The 14976-nt window shown below is 72.3% G+C and carries 15 protein-coding genes; 13 read left to right on the top strand and 2 right to left on the bottom strand.

The annotated features are described in order from the left end of the window. The first annotated feature begins 344 nt into the window (after positions 1 to 344). From CNO22_RS03220 to CNO22_RS03195, 6 genes are all read left to right on the top strand, one after another. Entirely contained in the window at positions 345 to 1277 is a 933-nt protein-coding gene (locus tag CNO22_RS03220; protein ID WP_100497913.1) for an alpha/beta fold hydrolase, read from the top strand. A 403-nt stretch (positions 1278 to 1680) separates the two neighbouring features. Beyond that, on the top strand, positions 1681 to 2397 hold the full coding sequence (locus tag CNO22_RS03215; RefSeq protein WP_100497938.1) for a DUF2382 domain-containing protein: 717 nt from the start codon (positions 1681 to 1683) through the stop codon (positions 2395 to 2397). A 403-nt stretch (positions 2398 to 2800) separates the two neighbouring features. Then, positions 2801 to 2983: a hypothetical protein gene (locus CNO22_RS03210; protein ID WP_100497912.1), complete on the top strand. Its 183-nt coding sequence runs from the start codon at positions 2801 to 2803 to the stop codon at positions 2981 to 2983. Positions 2984 to 3099: 116 nt separating this feature from the next. Further along, complete coding sequence (locus tag CNO22_RS03205) at positions 3100 to 4152, top strand: glucose 1-dehydrogenase (RefSeq protein WP_100497911.1); 1053 nt, start codon at positions 3100 to 3102, stop codon at positions 4150 to 4152. A gap of 48 nt (positions 4153 to 4200) precedes the next feature. Then, a complete protein-coding gene (locus CNO22_RS03200) occupies positions 4201 to 6093 on the top strand; it encodes a glycoside hydrolase family 15 protein (RefSeq protein WP_100497910.1) in 1893 nt (630 codons plus the stop codon). Positions 6094 to 7288: 1195 nt separating this feature from the next. Next, positions 7289 to 7882, top strand: a complete 594-nt coding sequence (locus CNO22_RS03195; protein WP_232806751.1) for a DUF4383 domain-containing protein — start codon at positions 7289 to 7291, stop codon at positions 7880 to 7882. 61 nt (positions 7883 to 7943) lie between these two features. Here the strand turns inward: CNO22_RS03195 and CNO22_RS03190 are convergent, their stop codons facing one another. Further along, positions 7944 to 8717, bottom strand: coding sequence for a Crp/Fnr family transcriptional regulator (locus CNO22_RS03190; protein ID WP_198588072.1), 774 nt, complete (start codon positions 8715 to 8717; stop codon positions 7944 to 7946). Positions 8718 to 8901: 184 nt separating this feature from the next. Here CNO22_RS03190 and CNO22_RS03185 point away from each other — a divergent pair, with 184 nt between their 5' ends. The 7 genes from CNO22_RS03185 to CNO22_RS03155 all read left to right on the top strand — a co-directional run bounded on the left by CNO22_RS03185 (position 8902) and on the right by CNO22_RS03155 (position 13478). Further along, positions 8902 to 9366 carry a hypothetical protein gene (locus CNO22_RS03185; protein ID WP_232806750.1) on the top strand — a complete coding sequence of 155 codons (465 nt, stop codon included), beginning with the start codon at positions 8902 to 8904 and terminating at the stop codon, positions 9364 to 9366. An 8-nt stretch (positions 9367 to 9374) separates the two neighbouring features. Further along, entirely contained in the window at positions 9375 to 9725 is a 351-nt protein-coding gene (locus CNO22_RS03180) for a hypothetical protein (protein ID WP_198588071.1), read from the top strand. Beyond that, positions 9715 to 10314: a TlpA family protein disulfide reductase gene (locus CNO22_RS03175; protein ID WP_100497907.1), complete on the top strand. Its 600-nt coding sequence runs from the start codon at positions 9715 to 9717 to the stop codon at positions 10312 to 10314. Before CNO22_RS03180 ends, CNO22_RS03175 begins: the two co-directional genes overlap by 11 nt. A gap of 7 nt (positions 10315 to 10321) precedes the next feature. Then, complete coding sequence (locus CNO22_RS03170; RefSeq protein WP_100497906.1) at positions 10322 to 11176, top strand: cytochrome c biogenesis CcdA family protein; 855 nt, start codon at positions 10322 to 10324, stop codon at positions 11174 to 11176. Continuing rightward, positions 11173 to 12378, top strand: a complete 1206-nt coding sequence (locus tag CNO22_RS03165) for a DUF3179 domain-containing protein (protein WP_100497905.1) — start codon at positions 11173 to 11175, stop codon at positions 12376 to 12378. The genes CNO22_RS03170 and CNO22_RS03165 overlap by 4 nt, the downstream gene beginning before the upstream one ends. 134 nt (positions 12379 to 12512) lie before the next feature. Next, positions 12513 to 13145 carry a hypothetical protein gene (locus tag CNO22_RS03160; protein WP_232806749.1) on the top strand — a complete coding sequence of 211 codons (633 nt, stop codon included), beginning with the start codon at positions 12513 to 12515 and terminating at the stop codon, positions 13143 to 13145. A gap of 27 nt (positions 13146 to 13172) precedes the next feature. Next, complete coding sequence (locus CNO22_RS03155) at positions 13173 to 13478, top strand: hypothetical protein (RefSeq protein WP_157936772.1); 306 nt, start codon at positions 13173 to 13175, stop codon at positions 13476 to 13478. A 539-nt stretch (positions 13479 to 14017) separates the two neighbouring features. Here the strand turns inward: CNO22_RS03155 and CNO22_RS03150 are convergent. After that, positions 14018 to 14788, bottom strand: coding sequence for a glucose 1-dehydrogenase (locus CNO22_RS03150; protein WP_100497902.1), 771 nt, complete (start codon positions 14786 to 14788; stop codon positions 14018 to 14020). Positions 14789 to 14976 lie beyond the last annotated feature (188 nt).

The raw sequence follows: 14976 nt of genomic DNA, 5'->3' as shown, positions 1-14976 counted from the left end.
GGGGCTGGGGTGGAGACGGCCGCCGGCGGTGCGCGGGACCGCCCACCGTCAGTGCCCCGGCACCGCCGTGGTGGCGCCGGTGACCCGCTCCTGACACCTGAACGCAAGGCGGGCGCCACACGGCTGGAGAAGACACCACCAGGAGCCACGTCCCCTCCGCTCCGCGCCGCAGGCCGGCCTCGGCCACGAGGGAGTACCAGGGCAGGTGTCCTCCCGGATGACGGAGACCGCCCCTCGACGAAGGAGAACAGCCGCACCGAGACGGTTCTTGCGGCGCCTTTGCGGCTCCGTGTCGATAGGACTGCGATGCGGATCCTCCACACGCGGCCGGGCACCGATCCGTCATGGAGAGGAACCCGCTCGGGCCTGCGGCCCGCGGTCCAGCGGCGGGAGGAGACGTGCGCACCGGCGCCGGTCAGCCGGGGTGCGCGGGCAGTGCCGCGAGGTCGAGCGGATCTCCCCCTGCCTGGGCTGCCCCGCTGACCGGGTTCCTGACCGAACTGACCTGGGCGGGCGCTCACGCGCTGACGTACGTCTCAGGGATCCGCGCCGAGCGGTTAGACCCCGGCGCCGGCCACACTGCCGGGACCCCGGTCCTGCTCGTGCACGGGCTGAACGACAACCGCTCGGTGTTCATGGTGATGCGGCGCAAGCTCCGTCGAAGCGGGTTCGCCTCGGCCTGCTGCTGGAACTACAGCCCGCTCAGCGGTGACATCCCCCGCCTCGCCGTCGACCTCGGACGACACATCGGCCGCATCCGCGCACAGACCGGGCACGAACGCGTGCACGTCGTCGGACACAGTCTCGGCGGACTCATCGCCCGCTACCACGTCCAGCGACAGGGCGGCGACCGCACCATCGAGTCGCTGGTGACCCTGGGGACACCACACCAGGGCACGGCCCTGGCCCTCATGATGCCGACCCGGCTGGGCCGCCAGCTACGACCGGGCTCGTCGATCATGCGGGAGTTGAGCGAGCCGGCCCCCGGATGTCGGACAGCGATCACTGCCGTCTACAGCGACGCCGACCAGGTGGTACTGCCGACCGCCTCGGGGCGCTGCGACCACCCCGACCTCGCCACCCGCAACGTGCTCGTCCGCGGCGTCGGACATCTGTCCCTGCCTGTCCATCCGGCCGTACATGGCGCCGTCACTGCAGCACTGCGCGCCTACCCAGCGGCCATCCACCGCTACGACGCGGACGCGGCATGCTCGCCGTCGGCCCTCCCCCGACGAGCGGGAGAGCGACGCCACCACACCGCTGGGATGGCCGCCTGACAGTGACTCGCGATCGGCGGTCGAGGCCCGGACCTGGGGGAAGCCGTACGGGCAGCCCTCCGGGGATGGCCGTGTGACCGGGACCGGACGACCCCGCGGTCGACGCGAGTGGATCGCCCATCGAGGTCGGCCGACCGCCGACCGTGCCGACGTGGGTGGCGAGCACGGGGCTCCACCAGCCAGTCGGTGACGAGGCGCGACCGTGGTCCCCTCCCTCGGTCTGCTGCCGGTGGGCGATGCGCTCCGTGGCGGCGCTGCCCCGCGGCCACCGGGCTCGTGGACGTCTTCATGAAGCGGGAGCGACGTCTCTGTGACGAGTCGGTCAAGGCGGCGGCAGCGCTCCGGGTCGGTCCAGAGACTGGGGGAACAGGGCTGACTGCCACGACGAGGAGTGGAGAAGAAGATGATCGGCACCGACAGCATCGGCCGCGTGACCGGCAAGGACGTCTACGACCCGAGCGGCGAGAAGATCGGATCGGCCTCCGAGGTCTACCTCGACGACCAGACCGCTCAGCCGGAGTGGATCACCGTCCGCACCGGTCTGTTCGGCACCAAGGAGTCCTTCGTCCCGATCCGCGACGCCGCCCTGGCCGACGACGGCGTGTACGTGTCAGTGAGCAAGAACGCGGTGAAGGACGCACCGAGGATCGACAGTGACGGCCACCTGTCCCCGCGAGAGGAGCAGGAGCTCTACCGCTACTACGGGCTGGACGTCGGCACGGCGCTCGAGAGCCCGACCACCACGGACGACGCCATGACGCGGTCCGAGGAGCGCCTGGTCACGGGCACCCGCTCCGAGGAGGTCGGCCGGGCCCGGCTGCGGAAGTACGTCGTCACCGACCACGTGACCGAGACGGTGCCCGTCTCCCGGGAGGAGATCCGGATCCAGCGGGAGCCGGTCACCGCCGCCGACGACGCCGGGTCCGGTCACGCCTTCAGCGAGGACGAACTCGAGGTCCCCCTCCACGCCGAGCGCCCGGTCGTGGCGAAGGAAGCCGTGCCGGTCGAGCGCGTGCGCGTGGAGAAGGAGACCGCCACGGAGGAGGAGCAGGTCGGCGCGGACCTGCGCAGGGAGGAGGTCGAGATCGAGGACCCCCGGAGCACGGACCGGCGCAGCTGACCCCCTTCGCCGGTCCGCCGCGCGGCCCCGACTCGTGGCCCCGACTCGTGGACCCCGTGACGGCCGGCCCTCGGGGAGGTGAGGGCGCCGCCTCCCCCGGCGACGCGCCGCTGAGTGCCGGCGTCCGCGGTCACGCGACGGTCATGAACCGGCGGGAGCAGGTGACGACCCCGTGGCGGACGCCGAGCGAGGATCGCCCGGTGACGACGCGCGGAGCATGCTGAGGGTCCGGGCCGGCCCCCTCCGGACCGGACCCTCGGAGACGACGGGAGGCGAACGCGGTGGGTCCACGTCGCCAGGAGGTCGACCGCGGGAGGTGTCGCCCGCCCCGATCGGAGGCGCTCCCGGTCCCCCGGTCCATCAGGGCCCTCGCGCAGAACCGGCACGGGCGGCGGTACCGGTCGTGCTGATCGACAGGAGCAACGTCGTCCAGACCCTCCGCGCCGGTGGCAGGACCGAGGAGGCACGCAGGGCCGAGCAGGTGCTGGACGTGCAGGTCGACACCGTCAGGGACGCCGAGATCCTCCGGGACCTCGGGGTCGATCCCGACCACCGCGCCATGGGCGGCGGCCTGGCCCTCAGCTGAGGTCTCCCCCGGCCTCCTCGGCCCGGAGCACACGCAGACGACGCAACCCGTCCGGCCGGAGCTCGCCGTGGCGACCGATCGTTGCCGCCTCCTGCCACCACGCGACCGGAGTCCCCATGAGAGCCCTCACCGTCATCCCGGGGTCACCCGGCTCGGCCGCCGTCCGCGACGTGCCCGACCCCGTCCCCGGGCCGGGCGACCTCCTGGTGGACGGCCTGGCAGTCGGCGTCTGCGGCACGGACCGCGAGATCGCGGCCGGCGAGTACGGCTGGGCCCCACCCGGGCAGGAACACCTGGTCATCGGGCACGAGTCCCTGGGCCGGGTCCAGGAGGCGCCGCAGGGCAGCGGGTTGGCGCCCGGCGACCTGGTCGTCGGGGTGGTCCGCCGCCCCGACCCGGTCCCCTGCGGAGCCTGCGCGCACGGCGCCTTCGACATGTGCCGCAACGGGCGCTACACCGAGCGCGGCATCAAGGAGCTGCCCGGCTACGCCGGCGAGCGCTGGTGCGTCGAGGCCGACTACGCCGTCCGGCTCGACCCGGCGCTGGCGGACGTCGGCGTGCTGCTCGAACCCACCAGCGTGGTCGCCAAGGCCTGGCAGCAGATCGAGCTGATCGGCGGGCGGTCGTGGTTCGAGCCGCGCACCGTGCTGGTGACCGGCGCCGGGCCGATCGGCCTGCTGGCCGCTCTGCTCGGCGTCCAGCGCGGCCTGGAGGTGCACGTCCTCGACCGGGTGACCGACGGCGTGAAACCCGGCCTGGTGCGCGACCTCGGCGCGACCTACCACTCCAACGGCTTCGACGACGCCGTTGCCGCCGGCCGGCCGGACGTCGTCGTCGAAGCCACCGGAGCGGCGCCGCTGGTGATGGCGGCGATGGGCGCGACCAGCCCCTACGGGCTCACCTGCCTGACCGGCGTCTCCCCTCGGGGACGGCGGATCGAGTGGGACGCCGGCGGGCTCAACCGCTCGATGGTGCTGGAGAACGACGCGGTGTTCGGCTCGGTCAACGCCAACCTCGACCACTACCGGGCCGCCGCCGACGCGCTGGCCGGGGCCGACCGTGACTGGCTGGACCGGCTGCTCACCCGGCGGGTGCCGCTGGCCTCGGCGACCGACGCCCTGCGCCCGGACCCCGACGGCGTGAAGACCGTGATCACGCTGGAGACCTGACGGCGATCTCCGCGGAAATCGACAGGAACGACCGGGAGGAGGAGCGGCATGGCCGGGCGGATCGAGGACTACGGGCTCATCGGCGACCTGCAGACCGCGGCGCTGGTCGACCGCACCGGGTCGATCGACTGGTTGTGCTTTCCGCGGTTCGACTCACCGGCCTGCTTCGCCGCCCTGCTCGGCGACGAACGGGCCGGCCGCTGGCTGCTCGCCCCACGGGGTGCCGGCGCCTGCACCCGCCGCCGTTACCGCGGCGACTCCCTGGTGCTGGAGACCGAGTGGGAGACCCCCGACGGCACCGTTCGCGTGGTCGACCTCATGCCACCCCGCGGACAGGCACCCGACGTGGTGCGGATCGTCGAAGGCGTGTCCGGCCGGGTGCCGATGCACACCGAGCTGGCGCTGCGCTTCGACTACGGCCACGTGCCGCCCTGGACCCGCACGGTGGACGGCGAGCTGGCCGGGGTGGCCGGCCCGGACGCCGTCTGGCTGCGCAGCGACGTCCCGGTCGAGCAGCGCGACGGCCTGGTGCGGGGCGAGTTCGAGGTCTCCGCCGGCGAGTCGGTGGCCTTCGTGCTCACCCACGCGGCCTCGCACCTGCCCCGACCCCGCGCGGCGGACCCGCACCGGGCGCTCGCCGAGACCGAGGACTTCTGGGCGGACTGGATCGGCCGATGCCGGTACACCGGCGACTGGGCCGGCGCCGTCCGCCGTTCGCTGCTCACGCTCAAGGCGCTGACCTACGCCCCCACCGGCGGGATCCTCGCCGCCGCCACGACCTCGCTGCCCGAGCAGCTGGGCGGGTCGCGCAACTGGGACTACCGGTTCTGCTGGCTGCGGGACGCCACCTTCACCCTCCAGGCGCTGCTCGGCACCGGCTACCTCGCGGAGGCGCAGGCCTGGCGCGACTGGCTGCTCCGCGCGGCCGCCGGCGACCCGTCCGAGCTGCGGATCATGTACGCCCTCGACGGGTCCCGGCGGATCCCGGAGGTGGAGATCCCGTGGCTGCCCGGCTACGAGGGCGCGTCGCCGGTGCGGGTCGGCAACGCCGCCGCCGGCCAGTTCCAGCTCGACGTCTGGGGCGAGGTGCTCGACGGGCTGCACCTGGCGCGGCGGTCCGGTCTGGCCGGCACCGCCGACGGCTGGGACCTGCAGCACGCGCTGCTGGACTTCCTCGAGGGCGCCTGGGACGAGCCCGACAACAGCCTCTGGGAGGTCCGCGGCCCGCGGCGGCACTTCGTCCACTCCAAGGTCATGGCCTGGGCCGGGGTCGACCGCGCCGTCTCCGCGGTGGAGGACTTCGGGCTGGACGGGCCGGTCGACCGCTGGCGACGGCTGCGCCAGGAGATCCACGACGACGTGTGCCGCCACGGCTACGACGCCGACCGCGGGACCTTCACCCAGTTCTACGGCTCCCAGGGTCTGGACGCCGCCCTGCTGCTCATCCCCCGGGTCGGCTTCCTCCCGTGGGACGACCCGCGGGTGGTGGGCACCGTGACCGCCGTCCAGCGCGAGCTGGACCAGGACGGTTTCCTGCTGCGCTACCGGACCGACGTCGACGGCGGGGTCGACGGCCTCCCCGGCGACGAGGGAGCCTTCCTCGCCTGCAGCTTCTGGCTGGCCGACGCACTCACCGGCATCGGCCGGCGGGCCGAGGCCGAGGCCCTCTTCACCCGGCTGCTGGACCTGAGCAACGACCTCGGCCTGCTCAGCGAGGAGTACGACGTCGCCGCCGGCCGGCAGGTAGGCAACACGCCGCAGGCCTTCAGCCACGTCGGCCTGGTCAACACCGCCCGCCACCTCTCCGGCACCCGGCCCGCCTCCGACACCGGCGCCCCCGCCCGCGGCGGGGACCCCGAGGCGCCCGCCGACCCGGGCCCGGCAGCGTCCGATCAGCCGGGCGCCGCCCCGCCGAGGTCATCCGCACGTCAGCGGACCTGAGCGGCGGAGATCGCGGTGCTGCAGGGGGCGGTGGAGCAGCGCGGCCGGAGGGTCTTCCGCCTGCGGACAGGGGCGTGACGCTCCAGCCCCCGTGCTGTCCCCGCTCGCCCTCGACCGAGCCCCCGCCGAGGGCGCTACAGCACCCGGCTTCTGCAGGTGAGGGTGACCTGACGGTGGTCGAACCGCCCGGAGAAGCGCTCAGGGGCCGTGTCGAATGTCTCCGACACGGCCCCTGAGCTGCGGTTTCCCGCTGTCGGGCTGACAGGATTTGAACCTGCGACCCCTTGACCCCCAGCCGTGGGGCGGAGGTCCGCGCATGTCCGCCTGAGTTCATCTGCGCAAGTCAACCGGCCTACGGAACGGCGGCGAACGCAGGGGGACTGCCCCGAACGGACGCCAATGGTGGTCAGAATGGTGGTCGAGAATCGCCGTCCCGGCCTGTGGGCATGCTTCTGCTTGCCGCATCATCGATCGTGGCCGAGCGTGACGACGTTCGGGGGTCATGCCGGCCCCCAACGACAGCAGGCGCACAGTCGCGCGGCGGTCGCCCGCCATCTCGCGCGCCCGGCCATGGCACGTCACTGAGCCTTCGTTGAGTTGCCGGCCCCGCGAGATCAACCATCCTCCTGCCGCTCGTCCGTGTCCTCCTTCCGTAGACGGCGGAGGACACGCTCCATGACCGCGGTCATGTCTCGATGCTCAACCGGAGCGACGAGTCGACCCTCGTAGAAGGCATGGTGGCCCCCAGCGGTGACCTTCCAGGTGCCGCTCAGTGCTGCGCCGGTGCGGTACCTCTCGCCGCGCTCGGATGCCGTACCGCCCGACGCCCGACGCCCGACGACTGTCGCGAGCCGTCAGAACGGCGGTCATCGACTAGCGCCGGATTTCCGCTGTCGACGCGAGTGTGTCCGCCATCACAGAGGGGACCGTGCGGTCGTCCTACGTTCGATCCGTAGGCGTCCCCAGGTGTACGCAAGGGTCAGCGCCGGGGGCCGCACTACGGCCGGATGTTCCGTCATCCCCCGAGGAGCGCGCCATGAAGGTTCTGAGCCGTGTTCGCACTCACAGCGCGGGGCAGCTCTGCGAGCCCTCCCCAGCCCCCGACCACGGAGCCGCCTCGGACTCTGTATCGGGCCCCGCGGCTGACCAGCCGATCGTCGCTGAACGTGTTTGCGCCGTTCACCGGCTGGGCGCTGTGATCGTCGGGCTGATGCTGTTGGTCTTCGGCGTCCTGGGCTTCGTGAGGGGGGTGCCGTTCCTCTCCACCGTCGGCCGGCCCATCCTCGGACTCTCCTCCAACGGCCTTCTGGCGGGCCTCTCGATGGTTGTCGCCGCCGTCCTCGTCGGCGCCGCCCTGCGTAGCCCTCGGTTGGCCTCGACCGTGATGATCGTCCTCGGGGTGCTGTTCCTACTATCAGGGCTCGTCAACCTGGCGCTGTTGCGGACCAGCTTCAACATCCTCGCCTTCAGGATGAGCAACGTCATCTTCTCGATCGTCGTGGGGCTGTTGCTGCTCGTGCTGGGCGCCTACGGCCGGATCAGCGGCAACCTCCCGCCGGACAGCCCCTACGCCCATCCGCATCCCGAGGTCCACGAGCCGCCGGATCTTCCGACCACCCCCGAGGAGCTCGCCGCCGAGGCGGGGATGCGCGAGGCCGAGATCGCGGTGGCCCAGCATCACGCGACCGACGACCAGCGACGCCGCGTGCAGGCGATGGCCCGGGCCCGCAGCCGCGAAGACCGGCGCCGCATATGGATGGAGTTCGACCAGGGCCAGCGGCTCGACTGACGCAGGCGGGGATGCCGCTTCGGACGTGAGCGCTGCCGCGAAGGAACACCTTTCCTTCGTCTCACTCCCCTGCCCGAGCCGGCCGTTGAGGAGACCCGAGCCCGAGATCAGAGTGCTCGGCGACGGCCCGCAGTCCATCCAGGTCCAGGACGACGATTCCGCCCCGGCGGAGCGTGACGAGACCGGCCCCCCGTAGCTCACCCAGGAGCTTCGTTGCTGTCTCCCGGGTGGTGCCCACCAGTTCGGCCAATTGCTCGTGCGTGAGCCGGATGTGAGAGCCCCGCGGCGCGAAGAGGCCGGACTCCGGGGCCGCAGTGGCCAGCCGGCAGAGGACGGCGGCCACCCGCTGGGGCGCGGTCTTCAGGACGGTGTCGGCGAGCCGTTGCTCGACCTCGGCGAGGCGTCGGCCCAGCCCGGTGATGATGCGGGTCGCGATGCGGGTGTCGGACAGCAGCATCGTGCGGACGTCGTGTTCGCTCATCAGGCACAGCACGCTCGGCTCCAAAGCCTCAGCGAACCCCTCCCCCATGTGCTGGCCGATGAGTTCCATCTCGCCGAACAGCGCTCCGGGGCCGAGCACGGCCAACGTCACACGCCTTCCCTCCGGTGAGATTTGGTAGATCCGCACCGATCCGGCCTTGACGATGAACAGCACCCGGTGCGGCTCGTGGGGCGACCAGAGCACGGTTCCCGCCGCAGCCGTCCGCATCGGAGCACGCGCGGCGAGATCAGCCATCTCCTGCTGGCTGAGGTCCTGGAAGACCTCGACCTCGGACAGGCAGAAGACCGGGACCGTGGAGGACGGCGTGGACCCGCTGCCGGCGTCGGCCGTCACAATCCGATCCCCCTCCTGTCACCGCTGTCCGGGCGATGCCGGGCGCCGGCCCCGGCGCTCGCCGGCCCAGCGTGGCACAGGGCGGGTGCCCGAAGTGTGCTCTGGCACACAGACGGGCGACGCTGCTCCGCCCTAGCGTCCGGCGCAGCGGGCGACCCGCCCGCCAGGAAAGAGGAGGACCACGATGCGCACGACGACGCATGCAGCAGCCGGGACGACGACGGGCGCCGGGCGCGCGGGGCTCGTCCAACGACTGACCGCGGGGGTGGCCGGCGGCCTGGCCGGCGGCCTGGTGTTCGGCATGATGATGCAGGTCATGGGGATGATCGGCATGGTCGCCCAGCTCGTGGGCAGCACGTCGGTGGCAGTGGGATGGGTCGTCCACCTGGCGATCTCCGCCCTCTTCGGTGCCGCGTTCACCGTGCTGCTGGGCGGTCTGCTCCGGGGTGCCGGCAAGGCGCTGCTGCTCGGCGCGGTGTACGGGGTGGTCCTCTGGGTGATCGGCCCGCTGCTGCTGATGCCCGCCTTCATGGGGATGCCGGTGTTCGTCGTCAACCAGATGGCCTTGATGAGCTTGCTCGGTCACGTGATCTTCGGCCTGGTCCTCGGCGTGGTGGCGTGGGCGCTGCTGCGGCGGCGGTCGGCCTAACGTCGACCGTGGCGGCGTCCGAGGAGGTCCGGCGAGCTGCGGGCCGCCACGTCCCGCCGACGCCGTCCCGGGCGTCGCGGCTGCAGGTCTACGTCAGCGCAGCGTGCACGAGCTGCCGGCGGGCCGGGGAGCTGGTCAGCGAGCTGCGCCGGCTGCGGCCCGGCGCGGCGGTCGAACTGGTCGACCTGGACCGTCTGCATCCCGGCGCGCGGCCGGCCAGCCTCGTCGGCACGCCGACGTACGTGCTCCGCGGCCGGGTCCGCTGGCTGGGCAACCCCTCGCCCGAGGACCTGCTCGCGGGCTGGGACGAGGAGGAGGAGACCGACCCGGAGCCGGAGGGGACGCGCCATGGACGGTGAGGGAGGGCCCGGCCGGACGGCCGCCCGAAGCACCCTGTCGCGGGGGGCGGCGTCCTGGTGGGCGGCGTCGGCCGCGGCAGCGCTGGCGTTGACCGCGTGTGCTCCCTCCGCCGGACTCGGTGACACGACTGCCGGGGCTCCCCCTGCCGCGTCGAGCGTCCCGGCCGCCGAGCCGTCGGGGGGTGGGACCGCGGCCCTGAACCTGCGCGGTTCCACCCTCGACGGGGGCAGCTTCGACTCGAGCCGGCTGGCCGGCCGCCCGGTGGTGCTGTGGTTCTGGGCGCCGTGGTGCACCATCTGCCGCGCCGAGGCCCCGGACGTCGCCGAGGTCGCCGCCGAGTACGCCGGGCGGGTCGAGGTGATCGGCGTGGCCGGTCGCGGTGACCTGGCGTCGATGCGGTCCTTCGTCGCGGACACCGGTACGGGCTCTCTGGTGCATCTGGTCGACGAGGACGGCGCGGTGTGGAACCGCTTCGGCGTCGTCTCACAGCCGACGTTCGTCTTCGTGGACGCGGCGGGAACCACCGAGTCCTTCGCCGGGTCGCTCGCCGGCGGACAGCTCGACGCCTTCGTCGAAGACCTGCTGTGAGGCCGCGATGGACGTGGGAGTGTTCGGGCTGGCCCTCGTCGCCGGAGCGGTCGCGGCGTTCAACCCGTGCGGCTTCGCCCTGCTGCCGGCCTACCTGGGCCTGATCGTCGCCGACGCCCGGTCCGCCAGGAGAGCGGCAGTGGCACGCGCGGTCGGCTTCGCCCTCGGCATGACCACCGGCTTCGTCGTCGTCTTCGGGCTCGCCGGTCTCGCGCTGGGGTCGGTGACGGCGTCGGTCCAGCGGTACCTGCCGGTGCTGACCGTGCTCATCGGTGCGGTCCTGGTCGGCGTCGGGCTGTGGCTGCTGACCGGTCGGCGCCTGGGGCTATCGGGCATGGCCGGCCACGGGCAGGCGCCCACCGCGCGGTGGGCGTCGCAGGTCGGGTTCGGCGTCTCGTTCGCGCTGGCGTCGCTGTCGTGCACGCTGGCGCCCTTCCTCGCCGTGACCGCGGGGGCACTGCGGACCGGCGGACCCGTCGAGGTCGCCGCCACCTTCCTGGTCTACGCCCTCGGCATGGGGACGATCGTCACGGTGCTGTCGGTCGCCGTCGCGCTCGCGCGCACCTCGATCGTCGGTTCGCTGCGCCGCGCCGGCGCGCTGATCAGCCGCGGCAGCGGCGCGCTCCTGCTCGTCGCCGGCGGCTACGTGGCCTGGTACGGCTGGTTCGAGATCCGGGTGCTCGCCGGCGCGGCGAGCGGCGACCCGGTCATCGAGGCGGCCAGCTCTGTGCAAGGAGCGCTCACGCGCTGGGTCGCGGCCCTGGGTCCGGGCGGGCTCGTCGCGATCGGGCTGATCGCCGCAGTCGGGGTCGCCGGTGCGATACGCCCCGGCCGTCGTCGGGCGCGGGAGCGGCAGCGATGAGCGCCCGACGTGCGGCGCTGGGCGTGGCGGCTCTTCTGCTGCTCGGTGCCTGCGGCGGCCCGACGGCGGAGCGCACCGGTGTCGACAGCACCGGGGCCGGTCCCACCACGGGTGACTCGGTGCTGCTGGAGGAGGTCGACGGGTCGCCGAGCGAGGACCTCCCCTCGGCGCTGGAGCGCATCGACGACCCCGCCCTGCCCGCGCCGCTGGTCGACCCGGACGAGGTGATCAGCGGCGGTCCGCCGCCGGACGGCATCCCACCGATCGAGGAACCTCGCTTCCAGCGCGCGGCCGAGGTCGATTGGCTGACCGACGACGAACCCGTGCTGGCCCCCGCCATCGGGGAGACCGCGCGTGCCTACCCGGTGCGGATCCTGATCTGGCACGAGATCGTCAACGACACGATCGACGGCCGTCCTGTCGCCGTGACCTACTGCCCGTTGTGCAACTCGGCACTGGCCTTCGACCGGCAGCTGGGCGACCGGCTGCTCACCTTCGGCACCTCCGGGCTGCTGTACCGCTCCGACCTGGTGATGTACGACCGGCAGACCGAGTCCCTGTTCTCGCAGATCGAGGGCCGGGCGATCGCAGGAGTGCTCGCCGGGCAGGAGCTGGACCGGGTGCCGGTGCAGACCGTGACGTGGGCGCAGTGGCGGGAGGCCAACCCCGACGGGTGGGTGCTCAGCCGGGACACCGGAGCGAGGCGTGACTACGGCGCCAACCCCTACGGCGGCTACGACCGGCCCGGCGGCAACCCGTTCCTCTTCCAGGGTGAGCCCGACCCGCGGCGGCCCGCCATGGAGCGGGTGGCCGGGCTCGGTGCGTCCGGGGATCCGGTCGCGGTGCCGCTGGTCGATCTGGTCGAGACGGGTGTGGTCGAGCTGACCGTCGACGGCGCACCGGTCGTCGTGTGGGCCGTCGAGGGCCTGCGCTCACCCCTGGACGATCGCCGGGTCGATGAGGGTCGGCCGGTCGGCGCCACCGGTGCCTTCGACCCGGTCGTGGACGGACAGCGGCTGGCCTTCACCCGGCAGGGGGAGCGGTTCATCGACGACGCGACCGGCTCCCGATGGAACGTCTTGGGCGAGGCCGTCGACGGACCGATGGCTGGGAAGCGACTCGAACCGGTCGAGCACCTGGACACCTTCTGGTTCGCCTGGGCGGCCTTCCATCCGACGACCCGGATCGCCGACCTCGGCTGACCCGGACCGTGAGCCCGCTGCATCGGCATCAGGCATATGCACCTCGGTTACCGTCAGCGCCCGGCAAGCATCCATACCCGTTCACGACGGGTATGTCCGCCGCCGAATGGCGATCGAGCCAGGAGAGATGCCCCGTGGCCTTCGTCTTGGACGGCGCTGTTCTGCCGGTGCCGGATGGCCTTCGCGAGGAACTCCGTTCCCAATGGCAGCGGCTGGCCATGCCGGGCACCTGGCTCTCCGGCGAGGAGCGGGTCTCCGTGGCCAGGGAGGCCCGGGCCGCCCGCACGTTCGCCGACGCGTACACCGGACTCGACCCGCTGCTGACCGAGGCAGCGCAGTCGGTCTCCGCCGCCGCGGACCTCATCACGCGGGAGTGGGTCAGCGACCTTCTCGCGCGCGGCCTCACGGTCGAGCGGTTCGTGGAGGTGGTGGGCATCGTCAGCCGACTGGCGGCGATCGACGCCTACGTCCGGGGCATCGGCTCGGCAGAGGAGCCGCTGCCCCAGCCCGTCGCGGGGGAACCGACCCGCAGCCGGAACCCCGACGTGCGGCTGCGCCAGGCCTTCGTGCCAACCCATCCGGAGGACGGCGCGCGTTACGCACTCTCGGCGGTGCCGGCGGAGGAGGACGATCGCGACCGGCTGCACGCGCAGCTCTACCTGAGCATGGAGCAGATGGGCGACCTCACCTACCAGGGCCTGCTGTCCCGCGCGCAGATGGAACTGCTGGCCGCCAGGGTGTCACTCCTGAACAACTGCTTCTACTAGCTGATCGCCCACGCCAACATGCTCCGGGTGAGCGTGGAGAAGACGACGGGTGGTTCGGCCGACCTTCGGGCGATCGCGGACGAGAGCATCGAGCCCGGACTGCCCTGGGGCGAGCAGCTCCGCGACCTCGCCACCGCCATGGCGACGGGGCGGCGCCTCGACGTGGCGCGCGACGCCCTGGTGCATTCGGCGAGCCGCGAGGTGGCGGCGGCGGCGGTCGGGGTCTGTGCGAACTTCCAGATGATGAACCTCATCCTGGACGCGACCGGATGCCCCGTCCCCGAGCGACTCCGGTTCGTGGAAGACCTGCTCGGGATCAGCCGCCGGTCCTGAGCCTGCGCGCGCACCGGCACGTGGCGATGGCATCTTCCGCCGACCTTGCCCCGTTCACAGGTCTGTCATCGGGCTGACAGTCCGTTCCGTGGCGCGGGTCGTCCACGGTTCCCGGAAGGGCGCGGGCTTGAGCCCGCTGCGCTGGTCGTGTAATCGCCAGATCGTCCTGAGGCAGCCCTCAGGAAACCGTCGACGTGAAGCGTGGCCTACTCCGGCGTCGTCACCGGGCGGCTCTGCAACACCGTTGCCGTGCTGCTCGGTCCACACGCCGTACTGTGCTGGCGGCGGACGGGTCGGGTCGGCGTACGACGGTGAGATTCCGGCTCGTCGTCCGGCCGCCAGACTCGTGCTCGTGACTGACCCGGAGGTCCGGGCGTCCCTGCTGATGATTGTCGTCCGTTAGCGGTGCAGCAGATGGTGCCGGCCGGGCGGGCAGTGACCCTCATCGGAGCGACGCCGATAATCGGTTCAGCGGCACGCCCGACCGCAAGGCGCTGTTCCGGGCGTCCCGCGCCTGCCGCCGACCGTCATCGGGACGGTCATACGAACCTGGGGTAGGTCGACATGCCGCCGTCCACCACGATGGTGGATCCCGTGATGTAGCCCGCCTCGTCGCTGGCGGCCCAGGCGACCGCTCCGGCGATGTCTTCCGGCTTCCCCATCCGACCGAGCGGAATCTCCTCCTCCACCGCACGCTTGGCCTCGGGATCGTCGAGGACGAACGTGTTGATCGGCGTCTCGATAGCGCCCGGAGCGATGTTCACCAGCCGGATTCCCTTTCCCGCGAGTTCGCGCGCGGCGGTCTGCATGAGGAGCTTGAGCGCCGCCTTACTGGCGCAGTACGGCGCGAACTGCGGCCACGGAATGAACTCATGCACGCTCGACATGTTGACGACCACGCCTTGCCCTGCCTCTGCCATCACCTTGCCGGCCTCACGCAGGCACAGAAAGGCTCCGGTGAGGTTGGTCCGCAGGATCCGATCCCAGTCCTCGACGGACGTCTCGAGCAAGGGGATCTGCTTCTCGATGCCCGCGTTGTTGACCAACAGGTCGATCCCGCCAAGCGCGTCGACGGTCTCCCACACCATGCGCTGCACGTCCGCTTCATCGCCGACATCGGCCTGGACCGCGATCGCCGTCTGACCGGCCTGCTCGATGGCACGGACCACCTCGTGCGCGGCCTCCTGCTCCTTCTCCGAGAAGAAGTTCACGCATACGCCGGCGCCCTCCCTGCCCAGCCGCTCGGCGGTGGCCTTACCGATCCCACTGGCGGCGCCGGTGACGATTGCCTTACGGCCTGCTAGCAGCATGGCTCTTCCTGTTCGTCGAGGGACCGAACCGCTCGGTGTCGCGGTGGTCGGTCGCTGTTGATTCGTTGCGGGCGGTAGGCGGGTACACGTTCCAGGGCAATCAGCCCCGGTGCGCCGGCGGGATGGTGTGGCTGCTCGCGGGTGGCGCTTCGGGGTTCGCCGGCGCCGCTCGGGCGCGCGCCGTGCCG

It is taken from the genome of Geodermatophilus chilensis (assembly GCF_002802985.1).
Classification (GTDB): Bacteria; Actinomycetota; Actinomycetes; order Mycobacteriales; family Geodermatophilaceae; genus Geodermatophilus; species Geodermatophilus chilensis.
This window is presented reverse-complemented; position numbering and strand designations above follow the sequence as displayed.

Excerpts from the sequence above, each read along its gene's own strand:
- CNO22_RS03220 (WP_100497913.1), top strand. The coding sequence starts at position 345 with ATGGAGAGGAACCCGCTCGGGCCTGCGGCCCGCGGTCCAGCGGCGGGA.
- CNO22_RS03215 (WP_100497938.1), top strand. The coding sequence starts at position 1,681 with ATGATCGGCACCGACAGCATCGGCCGCGTGACCGGCAAGGACGTCTAC.
- CNO22_RS03205 (WP_100497911.1), top strand. The coding sequence starts at position 3,100 with ATGAGAGCCCTCACCGTCATCCCGGGGTCACCCGGCTCGGCCGCCGTC.
- CNO22_RS03200 (WP_100497910.1), top strand. The coding sequence starts at position 4,201 with ATGGCCGGGCGGATCGAGGACTACGGGCTCATCGGCGACCTGCAGACC.
- CNO22_RS03185 (WP_232806750.1), top strand. The coding sequence starts at position 8,902 with ATGCGCACGACGACGCATGCAGCAGCCGGGACGACGACGGGCGCCGGG.
- CNO22_RS03175 (WP_100497907.1), top strand. The coding sequence starts at position 9,715 with ATGGACGGTGAGGGAGGGCCCGGCCGGACGGCCGCCCGAAGCACCCTG.
- CNO22_RS03170 (WP_100497906.1), top strand. The coding sequence starts at position 10,322 with ATGGACGTGGGAGTGTTCGGGCTGGCCCTCGTCGCCGGAGCGGTCGCG.
- CNO22_RS03165 (WP_100497905.1), top strand. The coding sequence starts at position 11,173 with ATGAGCGCCCGACGTGCGGCGCTGGGCGTGGCGGCTCTTCTGCTGCTC.
- CNO22_RS03150 (WP_100497902.1), bottom strand. The coding sequence starts at position 14,788 with ATGCTGCTAGCAGGCCGTAAGGCAATCGTCACCGGCGCCGCCAGTGGG.